The sequence below is a fragment of the Burkholderia sp. Ac-20392 genome, from assembly GCF_017104585.1.
Taxonomy (GTDB): Bacteria; Pseudomonadota; Gammaproteobacteria; order Burkholderiales; family Burkholderiaceae; genus Burkholderia; species Burkholderia lata.
Genome location: NZ_JAAGPB010000085.1, coordinates 1 through 23,732 on the forward strand (window position 1 = coordinate 1; position 23,732 = coordinate 23,732).

Genomic DNA, 23,732 nt, shown 5'->3' on the forward strand with positions numbered 1-23,732 from the left:
TCGTCGCGGCAGATCGTGGCGACGTAGAACGCCGATTGCGCGGCCTTGTCGGCCTTGGCGGGCGTGTCGACCGCGAACACGATTTCCTTGCAGTCGAGCGGGCCGACACTGATCATCCGGCTGACTGTCACGCGCCCCTGCTCGTCGTCCTCGATCGGGAACGAGTGGTGCGTCGACCACGGCGCGACGCCACCGACTTCGAGCGGGCCGGCGGCCTTCGCGATCTGTTCCTGTGTGTAACGGTGTGCGACGCGCTGCGTGTACTGGACGCCTGCGCGCGCGCCGGCGACGGCGCCGAGGCCGATGCCCGTCGCAACGGCGGCGTTGTTGGTGACCTTGGAGGCGATCGCGGCGCCCGCGATACCGGCGCCGGCTGTCGCGCCCTCGCTATACAGCGAGTTGCAGCCGGACAGCAGTGCGGCCGTGGCGATCGCGGCCAGCACGACGCGCGCCGGCATGGCCCGGCGCGGCGATTCGAAACGAATGTTCATCCCTGAGTGCAAGTCCTGTCTGGGTGAGCGGCGTCGCATGCACGCCGTCATGCCGCGTCATTGTTTCGCAATTGTCATAGGGAAACTGCAAAGCTTTGACAAATCACCGGACGGCAGGCTGCGCGTGTGCGCGCGGCGTCATTGTCGGACAGATGAATCTTGAGGGGTCGAAACGTTACAAATTGAAGGCAATTGTTACCTTGGCATGCAAGGAAGCGACCTAGACTTTTAAGTTATGGAATGTTTCTACACCGGCCTCGGGCCGCGCCGCACATGAGACACCCAGCCATGCGCCGTTCGAAACGGTTTTCGCCCCGGCCGCCTGAAGCAGGGGTGGATCGCTCGCGTCCGCAGACTGACGCGCCGCCGGCACCGCCTGCCGGTGCGCCCGGCGAGCCGCCGTCCGACGGCGATCACAACCAGGGCGGCGCCCGCCCGGAAGGGCTCGACTATCAGCGGGATCTCGGCCAGGAGCAGGACGCCTGATGTCGTTGCCGTCGCATTCCGCCGCTGTCTTTCACACCTGCATTGCTCACGTCTGAATCGCCGCACGGCCGCCTTCGGGCAGCCGTGTCCGCCTTGGCGCGCGCCGCGCGCCAGCCAATCGAATCGAGGAGGGGAAGCCGCATGAGCAGATTGATCGTGGTATCGAACCGTGTCGCCGCCGGCGAGGACACGCGCCCGAGCGCGGGTGGCCTGGCGGTCGGCGTGATGGACGCGCTGAAGGAAACGGGCGGCGTCTGGTTCGGCTGGAACGGCGAGATCGTCGATGCACCCGACACCGAGCCCGCGATCCAGCGGGACGGCAACGTCACTTATGCGACGGTCGGGCTGACCCGGCGCGACTACGATCAGTACTACCGCGGCTTCTCGAACGCGACGCTGTGGCCGGTGTTCCATTACCGCGGCGATCTCGCGCGCTTCGACCGCCAGGAGTACGCGGGCTATCTGCGCGTGAACGCGATGCTCGCAAAGCAGCTTGCCGCCTTGCTGCGCCCCGACGACCTGATCTGGGTGCACGACTATCACCTGTTGCCGTTCGCGCATTACCTGCGCGAGCTCGGCGTGAAGAACCCGATCGGCTTCTTCCTGCACATTCCGTTTCCGTCGCCCGACATGCTGCGTCTCGTGCCGCCGCACGAGGAACTCGTGAAGTTCATGTGCGCGTACGACGTCGCGGGCTTCCAGACCGAGACCGACAAGCAGGCGTTCACCGACTACATCGAACGGCGCGGGATCGGCGCGGCGAGCGACGACGGAATGCTGCACGCGCATGGCCGCGTCGTGAAGGTCGCCGCCTATCCGATCGGCGTGCATCCCGACGCGATCGCGCAGGCGGCCGTCCAGTACAGCGCGCGCAAGCCGGTGAAGATGCTGCGTGAAGCGCTCGACGGCCGCAAGCTGGTGATGAGCGTCGACCGCCTCGACTACTCGAAGGGGCTCGTCGAGCGCTTCCAGTCGTTCGAGCGGATGCTCGCGAACGCGCCGGGCTGGCAGGGGCGCGTGTCGCTCCTGCAGATCGCGCCGCCGACGCGTTCCGACGTGAAGACCTATCAGGACATTCGCGAAACGCTCGAAGGCGAGGCCGGCCGCATCAACGGCCGCTTCTCGCAGCTCGACTGGACGCCGATCCAGTACCTGAACCGCAAGTACGAGCGCAACCTGCTGATGGCGTTCTTCCGGATGTCGCAGGTCGGCTACGTGACGCCGCTGCGCGACGGGATGAATCTCGTCGCGAAGGAGTACGTCGCATCGCAGGATCCGGCCGATCCGGGCGTGCTCGTGCTGTCGGAGTTCGCGGGCGCGGCGGCCGAGCTGACCGGCGCGCTCCTCGTCAATCCGTACGACCTGTCGCAGATGGCCGAGGCGCTCGAGCGCGCGCTGTCGATGCCGCTCGCGGAGCGGCAGGCGCGCCACGAGGAAAACCTCGCGCGGTTGCGCGTGAACGACCTGTCGGTCTGGCGCGACACGTTCGTTGCCGACTTGCGCAGTGTCGCGGCGGCCGCGTCGGTCACGCGGCGCGCGGGCCGGCGGGTTGCGCATGCGTGAGGTCGTGCGGGCGCCCGGCTCTGAGGATGATGCGACCGAAGAAGCCACCCGGCGCTTCTTCGTCGTGACCGGTGGCCCGGGTTCGGGCAAGAGCACGTTGCTCGACGCGCTCGAAGGCGCCGGTTTCGCGCGCTCGCACGAAGCCGGTCGCGGCGTGATTCGCGACCAGATGGCGATCGACGGCCAGGCGTTGCCATGGCGCGATCCGGCCGCGTTCGCCGAGCTGATGCTGAGCTGGGAGATGCGCTCGTACGATCTCGCACGCCACGCGCGGGGGCCCGTGTTCTTCGATCGAGGCGTACCGGACGTGGTCGGCTATCTACGGCTGACGGGGCTGGCGGTGCCCGCGCATGCGGAAGCCGCGGCCCGTCGTTTCCGCTATCACCGGCGCGTGTTCATCGCGCCTCCGTGGCCGGATATCTACGCGCAGGACACCGAGCGCCGGCAGGATTTCGCGGAAGCGGTGCGCACCTACGACGCGATGGTCGCGTGCTACACGTCATATGGCTACCAGCTGATCGAATTGCCGCGCGAGAACGTGCAGGCGCGCGTGCGCTTCGTGATGGACGCGCTCGACGCCGAATGACGCGCGGGGCTCAGGGCAGCGAGCGGTGGTGTCAGGTCGCGGTGTCCGGCCGCGGCGACGTGATGCGCAGCATGCTGACGACCGCGGCCACGGCCGCGAATGCCGCGGCGACATAGAGCGCAATCGTCGGCCCGCGATCGGGCACGAGCCCGAAAATCAAGGCGACGAGCGCGGCGCCGAGCGTCTGCCCGGTCAGCCGCGCGGTGCTCAGCATGCCGCCCGCGCCACCGCTGCGTTCGCGCGGCGCCGACGACAGCATCGCGCGGTTGTTCGGCGACTGGAACAACCCGAAGCCCGCACCGCACAGCGCCATCCGCCACACGATATCGACGGTGCCCGGGTGCGCGCCGATCGTCGCGAGCGACAGCAGCCCGGCCGCGAACAGCGCGAGCCCGATCCCGCCGAGGATGCCGGCCGAATAGCGATCCGACAGCACGCCCGCGAGCGGCGCGGCGAACACGATCACGAGCGGCCACGGCGTCATGTACAGGCCCGTCTCGACCTGCGAGAAGCCCAGCGAGTTCTGCAGCCAGAACGGCAGCGCGACGAACGCGAGCATCTGCGACGTGAACGACGCCATCGACGTATAGATCGACAGCGCGAACATCGGGATGCGCATCAGGTCGACGGGCAGCAGCGGGGCAGGTTGCGACAACTGCCGTTTCACGAAGAAGTAGCCGACGACGAACGCGACGGCCAGTTCGGCCGCGACGTACGTATGGCCTTCGCCGTGGCCGAGCCCGTCCACGGCCGTGATCAGCAGGCCGAACACGCACGCGTTCATCAGCGCGCTCGGGAAATCGTACGGCGCATCGTGCAGCGGGTTGGACGGCAGCGCGCGCAGGCTGCCGAACACCGCGGCGATGCCGATCGGCACGTTGACCGCGAACAGCCACGGCCACGACGCGAACGACAGGATCGCGGACGCGACCGTCGGCCCGATCGCCGACGACAGCGCCACCACCATCGCATTGATCGACAGCCCGCGCCCGAGCATCGACGACGGATAGATCATTCGCACGAGCGCCGCGTTGACGCTCATGATGCCGGCCGCGCCGAAGCCCTGGATCACGCGCATCACGGCCAGCATCGGCAGCGAGCCGGCGAGCGCGCAGCCGAGCGACGCCGCGGTGAACAGCGCGAGCCCCGCGATGTAGATGCGGCGATAGCCGATGCGCTCGCCGAGCGACGCGAGCGGCAGCAGCGTGATCGTGACCGCGAGCTGGTACGCGTTGACGATCCAGATCGATGCGGCGTCGGATGCGTGCAGGTCGCGCGCGATCGTCGGCAGCGCGACGTTCGCGATGGCGCCGTCGAGCACCGCGAGCGTGATGCCAAGTGCGACGCAGACGATCGCCCAGTAGCGTTGCGGAAGCGGCAGGCCGGTATCGGCGTTCATGGCGGGAGCAGATGCGTGGTTGTCCGCGCGCCCGGTTGCCGGTTGCGTGCGCAACCATGCGGAAGGGTGGAGGCGGCGATGAGCGGCCCGGCCGGCGCGACTGCACCGGAGCGGGGCCGGTCGAGTGTATCACCGGGCCGCATGGCGCGACGCCGACACTCAGCCTTCGAAGTCGAGGCCGCCGAGCCGCACGAGCGGGTCGGCCTGCGTGCGCGACAGGAGATCGATGTCGCGTGCGCCCTGCCACGCGCCCAGCTTTTTCGGCAGCGCGGCCAGGTAGTGTTCGAAGCGTTGCGGGCCGTCCGGCTCCATCAGCCGCTCGATTTCGTCGGTGTCCCAGGTCAGCTCGAGGTTCAGCGGATGGTCGAAGCCGCTGACATGCTCGTGCGGCGCGCTGCGGATCTGCACGCACGTCGGGTGCCCGTGGCCGCCATACGGGACGACGTCGGTCAGCACGTGATCGGCGAAGAAGGCGGCGATCGCCTGTGCGATGCGCGGGGCGAATTCGGTATCGAAACGGCGGGCGGTTTCGGGCTGCATGACGGCGTCTCCTGTATGCCGAAAATCGTAGCACGGCGACGGCGCATTTCGATGAGTGTGATACCGGTAATCGCGCGTTACCACTTGCTGCATCTATTACGGCCGCAAGCCGCCACAATGCATCGCATCCAGTACCACTTCGCGTGGGAGTCCATCATGAAAAAAATTGCCGCAGTGTGTGTCATCGCCGGTTCGCTTGCCGTGGCAGGTCCGGCGTCCGCGCATGGCCGCGACGGTGGCGCCGTCATCGGCGCGTTGATCGGCGGCGCGGTGCTGGGCGCGATCGTGACGTCCGCGATGAATCCGCCCGTCGCGTATCAGGCGCCCGCGTACCAGGCACCCGCGTACCAGGCACCGGCCTATCAGCCGCCGACGTACTACCAGGCGCCTGCGTACCAGCAGCCTGCGTATCCGACCTACCAGCAGGCGCAGTACCAGGACGACGGCCCGAACTATTGCTACGACCGCTACCAGCGCGCGTATGTGTGCGGCGCGCCCGTGTCGGGCGGCTACGCGCAGCCGGCCGGCTGGTGAGCGCGCGGACGCGAGAGGTGTGAACGGTCGGCGCCGCCGCCGTTTGCTTCACCGCATCGGACGACAAAAGGCCCTCGCTTCGTGCGAGGGCCTTTGTCCTTTACGCGACCGTCCGTTCAACTGCGTGACGCGTCGGCCGTCGGCGGGCCGTGCGCGGATACAAACGGTTGCAAATGCGCGTCAGTGGCGATGGCCACCGCCGCCACCGCCGCCACCGTTCCAGTCGCCACCGCGGTGTCCGCCGCCGCGGCCCCAGCCGTTGCCGCGGTTGCCACGATCGCCGTCCCAGCGATGGTAATCGCGCCGGCCGCGATCCCAGTCGCGTCCGCCGCCACCCCCCCAGATATTGACCGTGCCGTACACCGGCGACGGGGCGTACGCGTAGCCAGGATCGGAATAGTAGGGCTGCCCGTAGCCGTATCCGGCGTCCGGGGCGACGACGCAGCCGGCCAGCAGGGTGGCGACGCCGGCGGCAGCAATGAGCTTCAGCATGATGTTCTCCGTTGGTTCCCCTATAAGTACCGCGCAAGGGGATTGCCAGCTGTTTGCAATTGTGTCGTCAAATTACAGCGCCGTAAGGTCTTGCGACGAAAGTGTTAGCATCCGAGGCTCATTTGTTTTTCAGGAGTACATCGATGAAATTCGCGATCCGGGCCGCACTGGCCGCCTTCTGCGTGACGACTGCCGCCGCCTGCGTGGCCGGGCCTGCCTCGGCGCCTGCCGTGACGGCCGAGTCGATCAAGATGTTTCCGCAGGCAGCGGCCGGCCAGCAGCGCGTCGTGATCGCGCTGCCCGCGCTCGAGAACGAAGGCGATGCGCGCGTCGAGCTGATGATCGGCAAGACGCTGCAGACCGACTGCAACCAGCAGTGGTTCGGCGGCGAACTGACCGCCGAGGACGTGAAGGGCTGGGGCTATACGTATTACCAGCTCGCCGACGTGAAGGGGCCGGCATCGACGCTGATGGCATGCCCGGGACAGGCGCCGCAGCAACGGTTCGTGCAGGTGCGCGGTGACGGCCAACTGCTGCGCTACAACAGCCGCCTGCCGCTCGTCGTCTATGTGCCGGATGGCTTCGAGGTGCGCTATCGCGTGTGGCATGCGTCGAAGGACGTGCAGCACGCGGCGAAGCAGTAACGATACGGTGCGGCGGTGGCGTCCTGCCGCTACGCGCCGCCCGTACCGACGAGCGCTGGCCATGCGGCCAGCGCGGCTTGCGCGACGGCCTCCAGATCGCGACGGCTCGCACCGTCGCGCGCCTGGATCGACATCCCCTGCTGGACCGTGACGTAGTACCGCGCGATCGCGTCGAGGTTCGCTTGTGCGGCGATCTCCCCGGTCGCGACACCCTGCTTGAGGCGCTCGCGCAGGTTCTCGACCGTGCGCTCGCGCATCGCGATCAGCGTTTGCCGGACCGTATCGGAACGCTCGGCCGGGTGCAGTGCAGACAGCACGATCAGGCAGCCTGCCGGCTTCGACCGTCGCGTGAATACGCGTGCGGTATCCATCAGGTAGTTCCGCACGGCGTCGTGCGCGCTGCCGGCCTGTTCGACGCCGCTCCAGATTTCCCGTCCTTCCGTTGCGCCGTAGTGCTCGAGCGCCTGCCGGAACAACGCTTCCTTGCTGCCGAACGCCGCATACAGGCTCGGCGACGCGATGCCCATCGCGGCCGTCAGGTCGGTCATCGACGCGCCTTCGTAGCCGAGGCGCCAGAACACCTCCATCGCGCGATCCAGCACTGCTTCCTTGTCGAAGCTTCTCGGTCGGCCCCGTTCAGCCATTGCGTCCGTTCCTTCGTCGATATCTGTATCGATCGATAAATTAAATCAATTGACTGTGTCGCGCAACTTGCCACATTCTGTGTCGGTCGTTACATAAATGAGGAAAGGAACCGACATGAACCGACTTCAGGGCAAGCGTGCACTCATCACGGGCGGCAGCCGCGGCATCGGTGCGGCGATTGCGAAACGGCTGGCGGCCGATGGCGCGGACGTTGCGATTACCTACGAGAAATCGGCCGAGCGGGCGCAGGCCGTCGTCGCCGGCATCGAGGCGCTGGGCCGCCGTGCCGTCGCGATCCAGGCCGACAGCGCCGATCCGGTGGCCGTGGGCGACGCGGTCGATCGTGCCGCGGAGGCGTTTGGCGGCCTCGACATTCTCGTCAACAACGCGGGGATTTTCCGGGCTGGCGCGCTGGACGACCTCACGCTCGACGATATCGACGCAACGTTGAACGTGAACGTGCGCGCGGTCATCGTCGCGTCGCAGGCGGCGGCGCGGCATCTCGGGGAGGGCGGACGCATCGTGTCGACCGGCAGCTGCCTCGCGACGCGCGTGCCCGATGCGGGGATGAGCCTCTATGCGGCGAGCAAGGCCGCGCTGATCGGCTGGACGCAGGGGCTCGCGCGCGATCTCGGTTCGCGCGGCATCACGGTCAATATCGTGCATCCGGGGTCGACGGACACCGACATGAACCCGGCCGACGGCGAGCATGCCGGTGCGCAGCGTTCGCGGATGGCGATCCCGCAGTACGGCAAGGCCGACGACGTGGCGGCGCTCGTCGCGTTCGTGGTCGGGCCGGAAGGGCGGTCGATCAACGGGACCGGGTTGACGATCGATGGTGGCGCGAACGCGTGAGTGCGCGAATGCCGACGCCCGGCGTGATTTTTCGACCGGGCGGTGTTGCGTTCGTTATCGGCAGCCGAGCCGGTGATGCTCGGTTTCGAGATCGGCGCGCTTGTCGTAAGCGCGCAGCTCGTTGCGCGGCTTGCCGTCCGGGCCCATCCCGCGCACGACCTTCTGGCCGCGATCGGGGGCGTGCGTGACGGCGTCGATGCCGGCGGCCAGTTCACGGCAGCGTGAGTCGGGGGAGGGGGTTTCCGCGTGCGGTGCTGCCGCGTTCGTGATGTTGGCGATGCCGGGGCTGACATAGCGCTGCTTCGCGGGAGCTGTGAGGGTGTCGGCGGCGGTAGCCGTGCCGGTCATCGCTGAAAGCGCGGCGAGTGCCGCGATCGCTCGAATCATTGCGGGAGTCCGGATGCTGAAGAAGGTTCGGAATTCTACGCAATATGTGGCGCGGGGCCGCGGCGATCGGGCGGGATGCGATCGTGTGTCGCAGGGGACGCTTGGGGCTGAATGTTCGGTGATTCGTGTGCAGTGCAGCCCGTCAGTGCACACGGCGCAGTACATGCGGAAAGCAAGAAGCCCGCTTGCTTTCGCAGAGCGGGCTTCGATATTGGTTGCGGGGGTAGGATTTGAACCTACGACCTTCGGGTTATGAGCCCGACGAGCTGCCAGACTGCTCCACCCCGCGGCGCGAAGTGTACTAGGGCTGATGTTGAGAGTCAACGATCTTTGATCGCGAATCGAACGGAACCCTCGGTTTGCCGAGTGCGACGATTTGATTTGGCGTCTGCGTTGAACGCTGATGCTTCCCGATCAGCTTCGACGTGAGGCGCTTTTCGTCGCCGACGTTGCGGTACTTGATCGTGGGAAAGTGGATGAGGCCATGAGGATGGCTGGTCCCCCCGACAGGAATCGAACCTGTATCTAGCGCTTAGGAGGCGCTTGTTCTATCCATTGAACTACGGGGAGAGCCATGTCCGAGTGATCGCAAAAAAACGCGAACCGGACGGCGGTGTGGACAGCGCGCAGAGTATAGCAAACGCGCGGCGCGTCGGCGGGGCGGAATGCGCGCCGACGCGCGCGATCGCGCAATCAGCCGCGATCAGAAATCAGAGAACCAGCGAATCAGAAATCGACGACGACGAAATCTTCCTTGCCCACATCGCACAGCGGGCAGCGCCAGTCGGCGGGAATGTCGGCGAAACGGGTGCCGGGCGCGAGGCCTTCGTCGGGCAGCCCTTCCGCTTCGTTGTAGACCCACCCGCAAATCAGGCAGACCCAGCTCTGGTATTCGGTTACTTCGCTCATGTAGCGCTCGGGAAAATTGAAATTCGGTGATGCCGTCCGCGGCCTGGCCGGCGGACGAAAGGCGCAATGGTACCGGAATTTCGCCGAACGGCTCCGTAACGTCGTTTTAAACGTACGCATCGCGAACAACGTAACTGAAACACGCCCGCCGTGCGTGCGGTGTATGCTTCCGAGGCTGTCCAATCATAAGGAGAATGCGATGCTGAACAGAAAGTGGATCGCAGGTGCGGTATGCGTGGCGGCGATGGCCGTGTCGACGATGGCGCGGGCCGAGGCGCGCGTGTATTTCGAAGCGCCGAGCGATGGCGCGACGGTGTCGAACCCGGTGCTCGTGAAGTTCGGGCTCGAAGGGATGGAGCTTCGTCCCGCCGGCGACATGACGCCGAATACCGGCCATCATCACCTGCTGATCGACGGCCGGCCGATTCCGAAGGGCGACGTGATCCCCGCGAGCGAACGTTCGCTGCACTTCGGCAAGGCGCAGACCGAAACCGAAATCAAGCTGCCGCCCGGCCAGCACACGCTGACGCTGCAGTTCGGCGACGGCGCGCACCGCTCGTACGGCCCCGAAATGAGCTCGACGATCATGCTCAACGTGAAGTAATCGCGCATGCCGCGTACGGGCGCCCGAGGCGTCCGGCGCGGAGTGGTCGATCGGCCGGCCGCCGGCATCCGGTCGGCGTGTGCCCGTTGCCCAGAACTCGCGGCCGGCGTCCGCCAACGGAAGCCGGCCGCACCCGATGTGCCATCGCATCGCGTCGAAGCGCTTCGATGGACGCCGCCTGCCTGCCGCCAGAAGTACGGTTCAACCCGCCTCTCAACCCGTTTGCCGGCCTTATCCGTCCGGCCATGCCGGTGACGCCGCCCGCGACCGGTACAATGGGCGCTTCCGATTTCTCTCTTCGCCGTCTCCCCATGTCGCTCTATTCCATTTCCGGCGCGCAGCTCGCGTTCGGTCACGTCGCGTTGCTCGATCACGCGGATTTCTCGCTGGAAGCCGGCGAGCGCGTCGGCCTGATCGGCCGCAACGGTGCGGGCAAGTCGTCGCTGCTGAAGATCGTCGCCGGGCTCGCGAAGCCCGACGACGGGCTGGTCACGCGTCAGCAGGAGCTCGTGACCGTCTATGTGCCGCAGGAGCCCGAGTTCGAGCCGGGCGCGACGGTGTTCGATGCAGTGGCATCGGGGCTCGCGCACACGCGCGAACTGCTCGAGGAATACGATTCGATCGCGCACCGCCTCGCTGATATCCCCGAAGGCGCCGAACACGATGCGCTGCTCGCGCGGATGAATGCGCTGCAGTCGTCGCTCGACGCGCACGACGCGTGGAGCTGGCGCACGCGCGTGTCGATGACGCTCGCGCAGATCGGCCTGGCGGACGTCGATGCACCCGTCGATGCCTTGTCGGGCGGGATGCAAAAGCGTGTCGCGCTGGCGCGCGCGCTGGTGCTGCAGCCCGACGTGCTGCTGCTCGACGAACCGACCAACCACCTCGACTTCGACGGCATCCGCTGGCTGGAAGAACTGCTCGTCGCGCAGCGCGCGGGCCTGCTGTTCATCACGCACGATCGCGCGTTCCTCGACCGCGTCGCGACGCGCATCGTCGACCTCGATCGCGGCCGGCTGCTGTCGTACCCGGGCAATTTCTCCGCGTACCAGACGCGCAAGGCGCAGCAGCTCGAAATCGAGCGCGTGGAAAACGAGAAGTTCGACAAGCTGCTCGCGCAGGAAGAGGTGTGGATCCGCAAGGGCGTCGAAGCACGCCGTACGCGCAGCGTCGGCCGCATCGCGCGGCTCGTGCAGATGCGCAACGAGCGCGCGGAGCGCCGCAACACGCTGGGCAACGTGAGGCTGGATGTCGCGCAGGGCGAGAAGTCCGGCAAGATCGTCGCGGAGCTGACCGACGTGACGAAGCGCTACGGCGGCCGCGCGGTCGTCGATCGTTTCTCGACGACGGTGATGCGCGGCGACAAGATCGGCTTCATCGGCCCGAACGGCGCCGGCAAGACGACGCTGCTCAAGCTGATTCTCGGCGAACTGAAGCCAGACGAAGGCACGGTGCGCATCGGCACCAACCTGCAGGTCGCGTATTTCGACCAGATGCGTGCACAGCTCGACCAGGAAAAGAGCCTCGCGGATACCATCAGCCCCGGCAGCGAATGGGGCGAGATCGGCGGCGTGCGCAAGCACGTGATGAGCTATCTCGGCGATTTCCTGTTCGCGCCGGAACGCGCGCGTTCGCCGGTGAAGTCACTGTCGGGCGGCGAGCGCAACCGGTTGCTGCTCGCGCGCCTGTTCGCGCGTCCGGCCAACGTGCTGGTGCTCGACGAACCGACCAACGACCTCGACATCCAGACGCTCGAGCTGCTCGAGGAACTGCTGGCCGACTACGACGGCACGGTGCTGCTCGTCAGCCACGATCGCGCGTTCCTCGACAACGTCGTGACGTCGGTCATTGCGGCCGAGGGTGACGGCAAGTGGCGCGAATACGTCGGTGGCTTCAGCGACTGGCAGATCCAGAGCGCGCGCGCGGATCAGCTCGCGCAGCAGGAAGCCGCGAAGCGCGCGGTCAAGGACGCCGCGCCCGTCAAGGAAGAACCGGCGAAAAGCGCCGCGGGCCGCAACACGCAACGCACGGTGAAGCTGTCGTTCAACGAGCAGCGCGAGCTCGATTCGCTGCCGGAGAAGATCGCCGCGCTCGAAGAGGAGCAGAAGACCATCAACGCCAAGCTCGAAGACGGCTCGATTTTCGCGAAGGATCCGCAGGAAGGCACGCGCCTGACCGAGCGGTTCGCGGCGATCGACGACGAATTGCTCGCCGCGCTCGAACGGTGGGAAACGCTCGAGGCGAAGCGCAAGCCTGCGTAAAACGCATGACGCGTCGCGCGGCCGGCGGCCGCCGCGCGCGATTCCGCGATTGGCGTGCCACGCGGAACCAGTAAAATACCGCGCGTCCCGGGCAGCGCAGCGCACGCCGCGCGCCCGCTTTCGGAGCAGTCCAAGCACACCGTTGTTTCGATTCGCTTTTTTACGGAACTCAACGTTTTGTCCACGACGTTATCCACACGAGGTGTGGACAACGTCCCGATGAATGACGAAATTCAGCGCCTATGTCAACGAAGAAACCCAGCGCAGCCTATAGCGAAGCATCGATCAAGGTGCTCAAGGGTCTCGAGCCGGTCAAGCAGCGGCCCGGCATGTACACCCGTACCGAGAATCCGCTGCACATCATCCAGGAAGTCATCGACAACGCGTCCGACGAGGCGCTCGGCGGCTACGGCAAGCAGATCATTGTGACGCTGCACGCCGACCAGTCGGTATCGGTCGAGGACGACGGCCGCGGCATCCCGTTCGGCATGCACCCGGAAGAGGGGGTGCCGGTCGTCGAGATCGTATTCACGCGCCTGCACGCGGGCGGCAAGTTCGACAAGGCCGCAGGCGGCGCCTACACGTTCTCGGGCGGCCTGCACGGCGTCGGCGTGTCGGTGACGAACGCGCTGGCGACGCGCCTCGACGTGACGGTCTGGCGCGACGGCAAGATCGCGGAACTCGGCTTCGCCGAAGGCGACGTGGTGAAGCCGCTCGCGACGCAGGGCGCGGGCCGTGGCGAGAAGAAATCCGGCACGCGCGTGCAGGTGTGGCCGAATCCGAAGTACTTCGATTCGCCGAACCTGCCGCTCGGCGAACTGCAGCGCCTGCTGCGCTCGAAGGCCGTGCTGCTGCCGGGCGTCGAGGTCGTGCTCGTCAACGAGAAGTCGGGCGAGCGCCAGACGTGGAAATATGAAGACGGCCTGCGCGGCTACCTGCTCGACGAAATGAACGGCAGCGAGCTGCTGATCCCGCTGTTCGAAGGCGAGCGGTTCGCCGATTCGCGTTCGGGCGACGACACCTTCGCCGAAGGCGAGGGCGCATCGTGGGTCGTCGCATGGAGCGAGGAAGGTTCGCTCGTGCGCGAGTCGTACGTGAACCTGATCCCGACGCCGGCCGGCGGCACGCACGAATCCGGCCTGCGCGACGGTCTCTACCAGGCGGTGAAAAGCTTCGTCGAACTGCACAACCTGCAGCCGAAGGGCGTGAAGCTGCTCGCGGAAGACGTGTTCGCGCGCGTGTCGTTCGTGCTGTCCGCGAAGGTGCTCGATCCGCAGTTCCAGGGGCAGATCAAGGAACGCCTGAACAGCCGCGATGCGGTGAAGCTCGTGTCGTCGTTCTCGCGTCCCGCGCTCGAACTGTGGCTGAACCAGCACGTCGAGCACGGCAAGAAGCTCGCCGAACTCGTGATCAAGCAGGCGCAGGCGCGCACGCGCGCGGGCCAGAAGGTCGAGAAGCGCAAGAGCTCGGGCGTCGCGGTGCTGCCCGGCAAGCTGACCGACTGCGAGACGGAAGATATCGCGCGCAACGAACTGTTCCTGGTCGAGGGCGATTCGGCAGGCGGCTCCGCGAAGATGGGCCGCGACAAGGAATACCAGGCGATCCTGCCGCTGCGCGGCAAGGTGCTGAACACGTGGGAAACCGAGCGCGACCGCCTGTTCGCGAACAACGAGGTGCACGACATCTCGGTTGCGATCGGCGTCGATCCGCACAGCCCGGATGAAAGCGTCGACCTGTCGAACCTGCGCTACGGCAAGATCTGCATCCTGTCGGACGCGGACGTCGACGGCTCGCACATCCAGGTGCTGCTGCTCACGCTGTTCTTCAAGCATTTCCCGCAACTGATCGAGCGCGGCCATGTGTGCGTCGCGCGCCCGCCGCTGTTCCGCGTCGACGCGCCCGCGCGCGGCAAGAAGGCCGCGCAGAAGCTCTATGCGCTCGACGACGGCGAACTCGAGGCGATCCTCGACAAGCTGCGCAAGGACGGCGTGCGCGAGACGCAATGGAGCATCAGCCGCTTCAAGGGTCTCGGCGAAATGAGCGCCGAGCAGCTGTGGGATACGACGATGAACCCCGACACGCGCCGGCTGATGCCGGTGAAGCTCGGCGAGCTCGACTACGAGGCGACCGTCGCGCGCATGACGATGCTGATGGGCAAGGGCGAGGCAGCCGCGCGGCGCGGCTGGCTCGAGGAAAAGGGCAACGACGTCGAAGCGGACATCTAAGCCGAACACCTGCGCGGCCGGGCATGACACCCGGCCCGGCCTCACGCCACTTACGAATACGGAATTCAGATGGACGACAACACTTCCGATCTCTTCGCCAGCTCCGATGCACCGGACGCCGAAGCGCTGACGCTCGGCAACTACGCGGAGCAGGCGTATCTCAGCTACGCGGTCAGCGTCGTGAAGAGCCGCGCGCTGCCCGACGTGTGCGACGGCCAGAAGCCGGTGCAGCGCCGGATCCTGTTCGCGATGAACGAAATGGGCCTCGGCCCGGACGCGAAGCCGGTGAAGTCGGCGCGCGTGGTCGGCGACGTGCTCGGTAAATACCACCCGCACGGCGACCAGTCGGCGTACGACGCACTGGTGCGTCTCGCACAGGATTTCTCGCTGCGCTACCCGCTGATCGACGGGCAGGGCAACTTCGGCTCGCGCGACGGCGACGGTGCCGCGGCGATGCGATACACCGAAGCCCGCCTCACGCCGATCGCGAAGCTGCTGCTCGACGAGATCGACCAGGGCACGGTCGACTTCATGCCGAACTACGACGGCTCGTTCGAGGAGCCGAAGACGCTGCCGAGCCGCATGCCGTTCGTGCTGCTGAACGGCGCGTCGGGCATCGCGGTCGGTCTTGCGACCGAAATCCCGTCGCACAACCTGCGTGAAGTCGCGGCCGCGGCGGTCTCGCTGATCCGCAACCCGAAGCTCACGCACGCGGAGCTGATGAACCTGATTCCCGGCCCGGATTTCCCGGGCGGCGGCCAGATCATCTCGAGCGACACGGAAATCGCGGCGGCCTATGAAACCGGCCGCGGCAGCCTGAAGGTGCGCGCGCGCTGGAAGATCGAGGAGCTTGCACGCGGCCAGTGGCAGCTCGTCGTTACCGAGTTGCCGCCGAGCACGTCGGGCCAGAAGGTGCTCGAGGAAATCGAGGAGCTGACGAACCCGAAGCTCAAGCTCGGCAAGAAGACGCTGACGCCCGAGCAGCTCAACACGAAGAAGGCGATGCTCGACCTGCTCGACGCGGTACGCGACGAGTCGGGCAAGGAAGCGGCGGTGCGGCTCGTGTTCGAGCCGAAGTCGCGCACGATCGACCAGACGGAATTCGTGAACACGCTGCTCGCGTACACGAGCCTCGAATCGAACGCGACGCTGAACCTCGTGATGATCGGCGCCGACGGCCGGCCGGGCCAGAAGGGCCTGCTGACGATCCTCGACGAGTGGGTGAAGTTCCGCCAGCTGACGATGACGCGCCGGTGCCGCCATCGTCTCGCGAAGGTCGACGACCGCATCCACATCCTCGAAGGGCGGATGATCGTCTTCCTGAACATCGACGAGGTGATTCGCATCATCCGCGAGTCGGACGAGCCGAAGGCCGCGCTGATGAGCGCGTTTGGCCTGAGCGACCGTCAGGCGGAAGACATCCTTGAAATCCGGCTGCGCCAGCTCGCGCGGCTCGAGAAGATCAAGATCGAGAAGGAACTCGAAGCGCTGCGCGACGAAAAGGCGAAGCTCGAGGAACTGCTCGCGAACGAAAGCGCGATGAAGCGGCTGATGATCAAGGAGATCGAGGCCGATGCGAAGCAGTACGGCGACGATCGCCGCACGCTGATCCAGCAGGAAAAGCGCGCGACGTTCGAGGCGAAGGTGGTCGACGAGCCGGTGACGGTGGTCGTGTCGCAGAAGGGCTGGGTGCGTGCGCTGAAGGGCCACGGGCTCGACCCGGCCAGCTTCTCGTTCAAGGCCGGCGACCATCTGTACGCGGCGTTCCAGTGCCGCACGCCGGACCGCCTGATCGCGTGGGGCAGCAGCGGCCGCGTGTACTCGGTGGACGTGTCGGTGCTGCCGGGCGGGCGCGGTGACGGCGTGCCCGTCACGTCGCTGATCGAGCTCGAATCGGGCTCGCACCTGATGCACTACTACGCGGCGCCGGCCGACCAGCAACTGCTGCTCGCGTCGAGCAACGGCTTCGGCTTCCTCGCGAAGGTCGGCGACATGGTGAGCCGCGTGAAGGCCGGCAAGGCGTTCATGACGATCGACACGGGCGCGGTGCCGCTCGCGCCGATGCCCGTGCTGCCGAACGCAACGCAGGTCGCGTGCCTGTCGAGCGGCGGCCGCCTGCTGGTATTCGGGATGGACGAGATGAAGACACTGTCCGGCGGCGGTCGCGGCGTGATCCTGATGGCGCTCGACGACAAGGAAACGCTTGTTCAGGCGCTCGCGATCGATCCGGCCGGCGTCGTGCTGATCGGCACCGGTCGCGGCGGCAAGGCGATGGACGAGACGCTGTCGTATGCGGGGCTGGCGCCGCACGTCGGCAAGCGCGCACGCAAGGGCCGCGCGCCGGACACGAAGCTCAAGGTCGTCAGCGAGCTGCGTCCGCTGCTCGGCTGACGCCGCGCACGTTCGATCGTCCGGCTCGGCCGCGATCGAGGGCCGCACCTCCGCTTCGGCGGACGTGCGGTCTTTTCTTTTGGAGCGGGGATTCGGGTAAGCAAGCGTGGCGCTGTCACGCGGAACTTGCAAAATAGTGTGAAATCGCGCCTGGGGTCTGAACCGCTCGGCGACAATCCGGTCGAACGTCGCTCGATGCCGCGTGCGACGCGGCCGTTCGCCGCACCCAACTCCTCACAGGATTGCCGTCATGTCCCATGCTGTCTCCGTCGCGCTGTTTCTTCATCTGCTGGCCGTCGCCGTGTGGGTGGGCGGGATGGTCTTCGCCAACTTCTGCCTGCGTCCGGCGCTGTCCGACCTGTCGCCGCAGCTTCGGTTGCCGCTGATCGAAGGCGTGTTCGGCCGCTTCTTCAACTGGGTTTCGGGTTCCGTGATCGTGATCCTGCTGTCAGGCGGCTTCCTGCTCGTGGAATTCGGCGGCGCGCACGCGACGTGGTCGCTGCATGCAATGGCCGGGTTCGGCGTCGTGATGATGCTGATCTTCGGGCATATCCGGTTCGCGCTGTTCCCGCGCATCCGCCGTGCGGTGCAGGCGCAGAAGTGGCCGGACGGTGCGCGCGCGGTGAACACGGTGCGCCTGCTCGTCCTCGTGAACCTCGTGCTCGGCGTCGTCACGATCGGCGCGGCGGTGTTGTCGCGCGGTTTCTGATTGACCGGGGTCGGCCGGCCCGCGCGCAGCCGGCGGTGCGCCGGCAAGCGCCGCTACGCGGCCAGCATTGCATCGAGCAGCCATGAGCCGACCGGGCCGAGCGGCCGGTTGCGCGACCAGACCGCATCGACCCGCACGCGACGCGGCCAGCCGCGTGCACGCAGCTCGCACAGGCGATCGCGCGCGAAGTGGTCCACCATCCAGCGCGGCAGTTCGGCCCAGCCGAACCCCAGCACGGCCATCTCCAGCAGCATCAGGTAGCTCGGCGCCAGCCAGTGCTGCGTGCCGACGACGATCCGGTCGTCTGCGCCGCGGCCTTCCGTTTTCACATAGGTATTGAGGCGCAGTTCGCGCACGTCGCGCAACGCGGCGTGCGGCACGTCGGCGTCGCCGTACTCGGCGAGCGCGTGCGTGCGGCCGACGAACAACCCGATTTCCGACTCCTCCGCAATCGTCGCCGCGCCGATATCGGCCGGGTAGGCCGCGCGCGCAGCCATCAGCCCGAGCTGCGCGCGCCCCTGCTGGATCAGGTCGAGCACGTCCTCGTGCTCGGCGATCTGGCATTCGAGCTCGAGCGCCGGAAAGCGCCGTTCGAGCGCCATCAACGTTTCCTCGTAGCGCTTCGACTGGTACGTATCGGACACGACGAGCGTCAGCCGCGCTTCCTCGCCACGCGCGAGCCGCGCGGCCGTGCGGTCGATCGCCGCGCCGGCCTCGAGTGCACGCTGCACCTGCGGCAGCAGCGCGCGCCCGGCGTCGGTCAGCGTCGGCGCGCGCGTCGAGCGGTCGAACAACTGCACGCCGAGATCGATCTCGAGGTTCGCGATCGCCTCCGACACGGTCGACTGGCGCTTGCCGAGCTTGCGCGCGGCGGCCGTGAACGAGCCGAGCAGCGCGGCTTCGGCGAATGCGAGCAGGGCTTCGGGGGCGTGGCGCATGCGGTGCTCCTGGTGGCGATATATCGGCAAAACCGATGATATCAAACTGGATTCATACGGTTACGCCGATCAAAATGGCTGCCATGAACGAAGTAGACGAATCGGAGGGAATCATGAAACAGGTCAACAAAACGGTGACGGAACGGCTGCTGCATGCACTGACGTTCGAACTGGTCGCGATCGCGTTGTGCGCGCCGATCGGCGCGTGGCTGCTCGACATGCCGGTTTCGCACGTCGGCGTGCTGACGGTGATGGTGTCGTTGATCGCGATGGCGTGGAACATGGCGTTCAACACGCTGTTCGACCGCTTCGAGCGGCGGGCGGGATTGAAGCGCACGCTCGGCATGCGGATCGCGCATGCGGTCACGTTCGAGCTCGGCCTCGTCGCGATGGTGGTGCCGGTAGCCGCGTGGTGGCTGAACGTGAGTCTCGTCGAGGCGCTGCTGCTCGACCTCGGCATCGTGCTGTTCTTCCTGCCTTACACGTTCTGCTTCAACCTCGCTTACGACGCGCTGCGCGCCCGCTGGATGGCACGCCGGGTCGCGGTGCAGGCAGGTTGAGGACGGGCTGGACGGGCGAGCGGGGCGAATGCCGGTAGAAGCCGGCGGGGCGGCGGCGGTGCCCGTCAGCGCGCGGCGGCCAGCAGCCACACGCCGCACGCAACCGCGACCGTGCCGTACACGGCATAGACGGGCACCTTGAAGCGCGCAAAGCACAGCGTGGCGAAGGCGCCCGTCAGCCAGTAAACGGGGTCGGCCGGTTCGCGGTACAGGATCCTGACGACAGCGACGACAAGAAAACCCGTCGTCGCGGCACGCAGCAGGCGCATCCCGTACTCGAAGCGCGAATGGCGCTTGAGCCGGGACAGATGGTTCTGCGCAAACACGACGAGGCACCCCGACGGAATGAAGAGCGCGGCCGTCGCGAGCAGCGCGCCGACCCAGCCGTCGGTCAGGTAGCCAAGAAACGGTACGACGTTCAGCAGCGGTCCCGGTGCGACGGGCGACAGCGCGAACGCAAGCGTGAAGTCGTGATCGGAGATGCCCGTTGCGGGCGTGACGAACAGTGTCTTGAGCACGGGCAGCGCGGAAAAGCCGCCGCCGAACAGCGTCATGCCGGCGCCGGCGAGGCGCGGCCACAGCAGCGTCGCCTGGTAATCGCCGGGCAGCGGCACCGCGAACAGCGTGACGAATATGCCGAGCAGCACGAGCAGGTTGCGGTCGCGGGTCGATAGCGTGAAATCGACCGCGTCGCGTTGCGGCGGCCCCGTCAGCCAGCCGGCTGCGAATGCCGCAAACAGAATCCCGACGAAGGCGGCCGGATTATGCGCAAACCCGAGCAGAATCGTCGATAACGCGGCGATCAACTGCTCGCGCCGCGTTTGCGCGAGCGACCGCAGCTGCTTGACCCACGTGACGCCGATCAGCGCGGCGAGCACCATCCCGAAGTGATTGATCAGCATCGGCGCGGCCAGCGAGCGCACGAGCGGCGTGCGATAGAAGATCGCGAACAGCGTCATCAGGATGGAGAACGGCAGTACGCTCGCGATGCCGGCGATCCACGCGCCGACGCGGCCGTGCAATATCTGGCCGACCTGCACCGCCACGTTGCAGCCGACGGGGCCTGGCACCAGCCAGGCCAGCGCGACGAGGTCGCCGAAGACATTGGGCTCGATGCGCCGCAGCCGTTCCACGTAGTGGCGTTCGAGCTGCGCCATCATCGACAGCCCGCCCCACGAAACCGCCGAAATGCTGGCGACGACCTTGAACAGGTCCCACAGGGACGCCTGCGCCTGTTCGACATCAGCGGTCGCTTCGATTTCTACGGTGGTCATGTTGGTGGTGTGAGCACGGGGCCCGATCTCTCGCGTGTGGCCATGCCGGCGGCCCGCCGACACGTTGGCCCTCCCAATTGTCCGCCGCGCACCGTGACACTGCCATGCGCGAAAACGCTAGTTCATGAACTAAACAATCAGATCGGAAAACGAAACAATGACGGCGCGCGCAACGCGCGCCACGGCCGCGATGCGCTTACGCGCCGGTGCTGCCGGTCGCGCGGTGCGCGATGACGTGCGGGGCGTCGCCGCGCACGCCGAAGCGTGCGATCAGCGCGGGAATCGCGTCGGCCGGCACCGGTCGCGAGAACAGGAAGCCTTGCGCCTCGATCTCGCCGAGCGCAGCCAGCCACGTGATCTGCTCCTCGGTTTCCGTGCCTTCGACGACGACGGTCAGGCCGAGCGAACGCGCGAGATGCACGATCGACGACACCATCACGCACACGCTGCGATCGTTCGGGATGGCCTGCACGAACGAGCGGTCGACCTTCAGCGTGTCGACGGAGAAGCGGTGCAGGTACGACAGCGACGAATAGCCGGTGCCGAAATCGTCGAGTGCGATCCGGATGCCGAGCTTCTTCAGCGCGACGATCTTCTCGGACACGAGCTCCGGATATTCCATCATCGCGGTTTCGGTGATCTCGATTTCGAGCCGGTTCGCGTCGATGCCGGTTTCCAGCAGCGTGCGCGAGATCGTCTCGATCAGGTCGCCGCGCCAGAACTGCACCGGCGAGATGTTGACCGCGAGCGTCAGCGTGTCGTGACCCTCGTCGCGCCAGCGCGCGATCTGCTCGCACGCGGTGCGGATCACGAAATCGCCGATCGGCACGATCAGGCCGGTCGATTCGGCAATCGAAATGAATTCGTTCGCGGAGATGATCCCGTGCTCGGGGTGATCCCAGCGCGCGAGCGCCTCGAAGCCGGTGATGTGGCGGTGCGTGAGGTCGATTTTCGGCTGGTACGCGAGGAACAGCTGCCCCTCGGCGAGCGCGACGCGCAGTTGCTGCTCCCAGCGCATCAGGTGGTCGGCGCGGTGCGACAGGTGCGGCGCATAGAACTGGTAGCAGTTCTTGCCGGCATCCTTCGCGCTGTACATCGCGAGATCGGCTTTCTTCAGCAGGTCGATCTCGCTTTCGTTCGCGACCGAGTGCAGCGCGATGCCGATGCTCGCATGCAGCACGAACGAGCTGCCGCGCACGTCGAACGGTTCGCCGAACATCCGGATGATCGCTTCCGCGAGCCGCACCGCGCGCCGCTCGACGTCGTCGCCCTTCATCACCACGACGAATTCGTCGCCGCCGATGCGCGCGAGCGAGCCTTCGTCGCCGACCGCATCGGACAGGCGCGACGCGGTCATCTGCAGCACGATGTCGCCGGCGTTGTGGCCGAGCGTGTCGTTGACGGTCTTGAAGTTGTCGAGATCGATGAACAGCAGCCCGAGCCGCGACAGGCTCGCCGGCATCGACACGTCGTTGCGCAGCCCGCGCAGCGTCGCGTAGCGGTTCGCGAGGCCGGTGAGCAGGTCGTATTCGGCGAGCTGCGTCATTTCGCGCTCGCGGCCGAGCAGCTTGCCGATCAGGCCCGTTGCGACGCCGAAGAACGCGAGCATCGCGAGCGTGATGAAGCTCGTCATCAGCAGGTAGACGTTGCGCGTGTGGTAGTAGTCCGCGAATTCCTCGGTTTGCGACAGCCCGACCATCACCGCGAGCGGGTAGCCGTCGAGGTGGCGGTACGACACGATGCGCGTCACGCCGTCGATCGGGTCGATGATCGTACCCGTCACGCGCTCGGCGATCGGGTAGACGCCCGACGCGGAAAACGCGCCGGGCGCGTTGCTGACCGAGCCCGTGCGCCGCGCGAGCACGGCGCCCGTATCGGACACGACCGCGATCACGCCTTCCTTGCCGATCGCCGCGTTGTTGTAGAAGTCGTTCGTGAAGTAGCTCGGGTCTTCCGACACGACGACGATGCCGGCGAAGCTGCCGTCCGGGTTGTTCAGGCGCCGCGTCATCTGCAGCGTCCAGTGGCTCGACACGCGGCCGAGTACGGGCTTGCTGATGAACAGGCGGTCGTCGTTGTGCGCGAGGTGGACCTTGAAGTGCTCGCGGTCGGACAGGTTGATCGGCTGCGGATGCAGCTCGGCCGTGTTCGCGAACAGGATGCCCTTCGCGTTGACGAGCGACACCTGGATCAGCGTGTCGCTCGGCACGACGCCTTTTTCGACGGCGCTGGCGAGGTTGAAGCGCGCGGGCGACTTCTCGAATTCGAATTTGACGAAGCGGGTGATCTGGTCGACCTGGTGGATCGCCTTGACCGTATGCTGCTCGAGCGCGGAGGACAGGATCGCGGCCGAAGCCGCCGCTTCCTTGTACGCGCTGTCCTTTTCCACCGACAGACGCGCGATGATCACGGCCCACAGCAGCGCAAGCGCCAGCATCCCGAGCAACGGGATCGCAAATAGCGCACGCCGGCGCGATTTGCGCGGCGCGCGTAGCGGCCGGGTCGGCGGCGTGTGGTTGGACCGGGCGGAGCTCATCGAAGAGGGCGGCGTCCTGCTCGCGTGCGCCATCCGTCTGGATGGCTATCTATGGTTGGGGTTGTCCCGACGTCTGTTCGTTCGCGGGACACGCAACCATGGACAGACCTCCGAAACAACGGATTAGGCCCGATATTACTGGCTGGAACGGTTTTGCGATAGTTGGGCGAATCGTAGGGGGCGCCGGACGGGCCGGCGCCATCGCACATCGCGAAATGTCAGGCAGGTGACAGGAAGGTGCCGTCGACGACCGTGACGACGTGGCCGCCGATCCATGTGGTGCCGTCTTCGTCATAGCTGACGAAGATGCGGCCGTCGCGGCCGATCGCCGTACCCTGGCGGGCCGTGTACGACTGGCCGGGGCGGCGTTCCTGCCGCGTCAGCAGCCCGGCCAGCGCGGCGTTTGCGCTGCCGGTGACGGGATCCTCGCCGAAGCCGAAGTTGCCGCCCGTCATCAGGCAGCGGATTTCGAACGTCGCGGGGCCGCCTTCGGCGTGCGGCGCGTAGACCGCGACACCGTCCGTGCCGTAGCGGTGCGTGAGCGCCGCCAGCGCGGCCGGATCGGGCGTCAGGTCGATGCAAGCATCGGCCGATTTCAGCCGCACGACCAGCCACGGTGCGCCGTTGTCGACCGCGCAAGGCTCGGCCTCCAGGTCGATCGCGTCGCTGCGCAACGCGGCAGCCAGCGCCGCGTAGTCCGAAC

At 66.8% G+C, this 23,732-nt stretch carries 23 protein-coding genes and 2 tRNA genes; 12 read left to right on the forward strand and 13 right to left on the reverse strand.

Translation table 11 applies throughout. The annotated features are described in order from the left end of the window. Positions 1 to 491: hypothetical protein (locus G3N99_RS12855; protein ID WP_206122558.1), on the reverse strand; the 491-nt coding region annotated here is incomplete at its 3' end. Positions 492 to 779: 288 nt separating this feature from the next. On the opposite strand from G3N99_RS12855, the gene G3N99_RS12860 reads away from it, so the two are divergent. The 3 genes from G3N99_RS12860 (at position 780) to G3N99_RS12870 (ending at position 3,126) form a co-directional block, all read left to right on the forward strand. Continuing rightward, the gene (locus G3N99_RS12860) at positions 780 to 977 is read left to right on the forward strand and encodes a hypothetical protein (protein ID WP_174983285.1); all 198 of its coding nucleotides are present in this window, start codon (positions 780 to 782) and stop codon (positions 975 to 977) included. A 141-nt stretch (positions 978 to 1,118) separates the two neighbouring features. Then, positions 1,119 to 2,540, forward strand: a complete 1,422-nt coding sequence (gene otsA / locus G3N99_RS12865) for an alpha,alpha-trehalose-phosphate synthase (UDP-forming) (RefSeq protein ID WP_174942894.1) — start codon at positions 1,119 to 1,121, stop codon at positions 2,538 to 2,540. Beyond that, the gene (locus tag G3N99_RS12870) at positions 2,533 to 3,126 is read left to right on the forward strand and encodes an AAA family ATPase (RefSeq protein ID WP_206122559.1); all 594 of its coding nucleotides are present in this window, start codon (positions 2,533 to 2,535) and stop codon (positions 3,124 to 3,126) included. The genes otsA and G3N99_RS12870 overlap by 8 nt, the downstream gene beginning before the upstream one ends. Before the next feature lie 31 nt (positions 3,127 to 3,157). Here G3N99_RS12870 and G3N99_RS12875 read toward each other — a convergent pair whose 3' ends face one another. Together G3N99_RS12875 and G3N99_RS12880 are read right to left on the reverse strand one after the other, a co-directional pair. After that, complete coding sequence (locus G3N99_RS12875; protein ID WP_206122560.1) at positions 3,158 to 4,525, reverse strand: MFS transporter; 1,368 nt, start codon at positions 4,523 to 4,525, stop codon at positions 3,158 to 3,160. A 159-nt stretch (positions 4,526 to 4,684) separates the two neighbouring features. Next, positions 4,685 to 5,065 (reverse strand): DUF5594 family protein, encoded by a 381-nt coding sequence (locus G3N99_RS12880; RefSeq protein ID WP_174942888.1) that lies wholly within the window; start codon positions 5,063 to 5,065, stop codon positions 4,685 to 4,687. A gap of 117 nt (positions 5,066 to 5,182) precedes the next feature. Between G3N99_RS12880 and G3N99_RS12885 the strand changes: the two genes are divergently transcribed. Further along, positions 5,183 to 5,599 (forward strand): hypothetical protein, encoded by a 417-nt coding sequence (locus G3N99_RS12885; protein ID WP_206122561.1) that lies wholly within the window; start codon positions 5,183 to 5,185, stop codon positions 5,597 to 5,599. Between the two features lie 180 nt (positions 5,600 to 5,779). Here G3N99_RS12885 and G3N99_RS12890 read toward each other — a convergent pair whose 3' ends face one another. Further along, positions 5,780 to 6,091: a hypothetical protein gene (locus G3N99_RS12890; protein ID WP_174983163.1), complete on the reverse strand. Its 312-nt coding sequence runs from the start codon at positions 6,089 to 6,091 to the stop codon at positions 5,780 to 5,782. 143 nt (positions 6,092 to 6,234) lie between these two features. Between G3N99_RS12890 and eco the strand changes: the two genes are divergently transcribed. Continuing rightward, complete coding sequence (gene eco, locus G3N99_RS12895) at positions 6,235 to 6,735, forward strand: serine protease inhibitor ecotin (protein ID WP_206122562.1); 501 nt, start codon at positions 6,235 to 6,237, stop codon at positions 6,733 to 6,735. Positions 6,736 to 6,764: 29 nt separating this feature from the next. Here the strand turns inward: eco and G3N99_RS12900 are convergent, their stop codons facing one another. Further along, the gene (locus tag G3N99_RS12900; protein WP_206122563.1) at positions 6,765 to 7,379 is read right to left on the reverse strand and encodes a TetR/AcrR family transcriptional regulator; all 615 of its coding nucleotides are present in this window, start codon (positions 7,377 to 7,379) and stop codon (positions 6,765 to 6,767) included. 115 nt (positions 7,380 to 7,494) lie between these two features. Here G3N99_RS12900 and G3N99_RS12905 point away from each other — a divergent pair, with 115 nt between their 5' ends. After that, positions 7,495 to 8,235 (forward strand): SDR family NAD(P)-dependent oxidoreductase, encoded by a 741-nt coding sequence (locus tag G3N99_RS12905; protein WP_206122564.1) that lies wholly within the window; start codon positions 7,495 to 7,497, stop codon positions 8,233 to 8,235. Positions 8,236 to 8,289: 54 nt separating this feature from the next. Here the strand turns inward: G3N99_RS12905 and G3N99_RS12910 are convergent, their stop codons facing one another. From G3N99_RS12910 to G3N99_RS12925, 4 genes are all read right to left on the reverse strand, one after another. Continuing rightward, positions 8,290 to 8,622 (reverse strand): hypothetical protein, encoded by a 333-nt coding sequence (locus tag G3N99_RS12910; protein ID WP_206122565.1) that lies wholly within the window; start codon positions 8,620 to 8,622, stop codon positions 8,290 to 8,292. A gap of 212 nt (positions 8,623 to 8,834) precedes the next feature. Then, positions 8,835 to 8,911 (reverse strand) — tRNA-Met (locus tag G3N99_RS12915). Positions 8,912 to 9,117: 206 nt separating this feature from the next. Beyond that, positions 9,118 to 9,192: transfer RNA gene (locus G3N99_RS12920), tRNA-Arg, on the reverse strand. Positions 9,193 to 9,348: 156 nt separating this feature from the next. Continuing rightward, positions 9,349 to 9,531: a rubredoxin gene (locus G3N99_RS12925; RefSeq protein ID WP_011352822.1), complete on the reverse strand. Its 183-nt coding sequence runs from the start codon at positions 9,529 to 9,531 to the stop codon at positions 9,349 to 9,351. 199 nt (positions 9,532 to 9,730) lie between these two features. Between G3N99_RS12925 and G3N99_RS12930 the strand changes: the two genes are divergently transcribed. From G3N99_RS12930 to G3N99_RS12950, 5 genes are all read left to right on the forward strand, one after another. After that, positions 9,731 to 10,135, forward strand: a complete 405-nt coding sequence (locus G3N99_RS12930) for a DUF4399 domain-containing protein (RefSeq protein ID WP_174942816.1) — start codon at positions 9,731 to 9,733, stop codon at positions 10,133 to 10,135. Between the two features lie 275 nt (positions 10,136 to 10,410). Next, positions 10,411 to 12,396: an ATP-binding cassette domain-containing protein gene (locus G3N99_RS12935; RefSeq protein ID WP_206122566.1), complete on the forward strand. Its 1,986-nt coding sequence runs from the start codon at positions 10,411 to 10,413 to the stop codon at positions 12,394 to 12,396. Positions 12,397 to 12,638: 242 nt separating this feature from the next. Then, entirely contained in the window at positions 12,639 to 14,621 is a 1,983-nt protein-coding gene (locus tag G3N99_RS12940) for a DNA topoisomerase IV subunit B (protein WP_174942811.1), read from the forward strand. 69 nt (positions 14,622 to 14,690) lie between these two features. Further along, on the forward strand, positions 14,691 to 17,012 hold the full coding sequence (gene parC, locus G3N99_RS12945) for a DNA topoisomerase IV subunit A (RefSeq protein WP_174983157.1): 2,322 nt from the start codon (positions 14,691 to 14,693) through the stop codon (positions 17,010 to 17,012). Between the two features lie 250 nt (positions 17,013 to 17,262). Then, a complete protein-coding gene (locus G3N99_RS12950) occupies positions 17,263 to 17,721 on the forward strand; it encodes a CopD family protein (RefSeq protein ID WP_206122567.1) in 459 nt (152 codons plus the stop codon). Positions 17,722 to 17,774: 53 nt separating this feature from the next. Here the strand turns inward: G3N99_RS12950 and G3N99_RS12955 are convergent, their stop codons facing one another. Further along, positions 17,775 to 18,659: a LysR family transcriptional regulator gene (locus tag G3N99_RS12955; protein WP_039370345.1), complete on the reverse strand. Its 885-nt coding sequence runs from the start codon at positions 18,657 to 18,659 to the stop codon at positions 17,775 to 17,777. 113 nt (positions 18,660 to 18,772) lie between these two features. On the opposite strand from G3N99_RS12955, the gene G3N99_RS12960 reads away from it, so the two are divergent. Further along, positions 18,773 to 19,219: a multidrug/biocide efflux PACE transporter gene (locus tag G3N99_RS12960; protein WP_174942803.1), complete on the forward strand. Its 447-nt coding sequence runs from the start codon at positions 18,773 to 18,775 to the stop codon at positions 19,217 to 19,219. Positions 19,220 to 19,284: 65 nt separating this feature from the next. Here G3N99_RS12960 and G3N99_RS12965 read toward each other — a convergent pair whose 3' ends face one another. The 3 genes from G3N99_RS12965 to G3N99_RS12975 form a co-directional block, all read right to left on the reverse strand. Continuing rightward, complete coding sequence (locus tag G3N99_RS12965) at positions 19,285 to 20,493, reverse strand: chromate transporter (protein ID WP_041492919.1); 1,209 nt, start codon at positions 20,491 to 20,493, stop codon at positions 19,285 to 19,287. A gap of 196 nt (positions 20,494 to 20,689) precedes the next feature. Beyond that, entirely contained in the window at positions 20,690 to 23,029 is a 2,340-nt protein-coding gene (locus G3N99_RS12970; RefSeq protein WP_174942799.1) for an EAL domain-containing protein, read from the reverse strand. A gap of 218 nt (positions 23,030 to 23,247) precedes the next feature. Beyond that, the coding region (locus G3N99_RS12975; protein WP_206122568.1) for a PhzF family phenazine biosynthesis protein at positions 23,248 to 23,732 on the reverse strand (485 nt) is incomplete at its 5' end.

Coding starts and splice junctions, on each gene's coding strand:
- G3N99_RS12955 (WP_039370345.1), bottom strand. CDS start 18,659: ATGCGCCACGCCCCCGAAGCCCTGCTCGCATTCGCCGAAGCCGCGCTG.
- G3N99_RS12930 (WP_174942816.1), top strand. CDS start 9,731: ATGCTGAACAGAAAGTGGATCGCAGGTGCGGTATGCGTGGCGGCGATG.
- G3N99_RS12935 (WP_206122566.1), top strand. CDS start 10,411: ATGGGCGCTTCCGATTTCTCTCTTCGCCGTCTCCCCATGTCGCTCTAT.
- G3N99_RS12905 (WP_206122564.1), top strand. CDS start 7,495: ATGAACCGACTTCAGGGCAAGCGTGCACTCATCACGGGCGGCAGCCGC.
- G3N99_RS12925 (WP_011352822.1), bottom strand. CDS start 9,531: ATGAGCGAAGTAACCGAATACCAGAGCTGGGTCTGCCTGATTTGCGGG.
- parC (WP_174983157.1), top strand. CDS start 14,691: ATGGACGACAACACTTCCGATCTCTTCGCCAGCTCCGATGCACCGGAC.
- eco (WP_206122562.1), top strand. CDS start 6,235: ATGAAATTCGCGATCCGGGCCGCACTGGCCGCCTTCTGCGTGACGACT.
- G3N99_RS12880 (WP_174942888.1), bottom strand. CDS start 5,065: ATGCAGCCCGAAACCGCCCGCCGTTTCGATACCGAATTCGCCCCGCGC.
- G3N99_RS12910 (WP_206122565.1), bottom strand. CDS start 8,622: ATGATTCGAGCGATCGCGGCACTCGCCGCGCTTTCAGCGATGACCGGC.
- G3N99_RS12900 (WP_206122563.1), bottom strand. CDS start 7,379: ATGGCTGAACGGGGCCGACCGAGAAGCTTCGACAAGGAAGCAGTGCTG.
- G3N99_RS12890 (WP_174983163.1), bottom strand. CDS start 6,091: ATGCTGAAGCTCATTGCTGCCGCCGGCGTCGCCACCCTGCTGGCCGGC.
- G3N99_RS12875 (WP_206122560.1), bottom strand. CDS start 4,525: ATGAACGCCGATACCGGCCTGCCGCTTCCGCAACGCTACTGGGCGATC.
- G3N99_RS12940 (WP_174942811.1), top strand. CDS start 12,639: ATGTCAACGAAGAAACCCAGCGCAGCCTATAGCGAAGCATCGATCAAG.
- G3N99_RS12960 (WP_174942803.1), top strand. CDS start 18,773: ATGAAACAGGTCAACAAAACGGTGACGGAACGGCTGCTGCATGCACTG.
- G3N99_RS12885 (WP_206122561.1), top strand. CDS start 5,183: ATGCATCGCATCCAGTACCACTTCGCGTGGGAGTCCATCATGAAAAAA.
- G3N99_RS12970 (WP_174942799.1), bottom strand. CDS start 23,029: ATGAGCTCCGCCCGGTCCAACCACACGCCGCCGACCCGGCCGCTACGC.
- G3N99_RS12860 (WP_174983285.1), top strand. CDS start 780: ATGCGCCGTTCGAAACGGTTTTCGCCCCGGCCGCCTGAAGCAGGGGTG.
- G3N99_RS12965 (WP_041492919.1), bottom strand. CDS start 20,493: ATGACCACCGTAGAAATCGAAGCGACCGCTGATGTCGAACAGGCGCAG.
- G3N99_RS12950 (WP_206122567.1), top strand. CDS start 17,263: ATGTCCCATGCTGTCTCCGTCGCGCTGTTTCTTCATCTGCTGGCCGTC.
- otsA (WP_174942894.1), top strand. CDS start 1,119: ATGAGCAGATTGATCGTGGTATCGAACCGTGTCGCCGCCGGCGAGGAC.
- G3N99_RS12870 (WP_206122559.1), top strand. CDS start 2,533: ATGCGTGAGGTCGTGCGGGCGCCCGGCTCTGAGGATGATGCGACCGAA.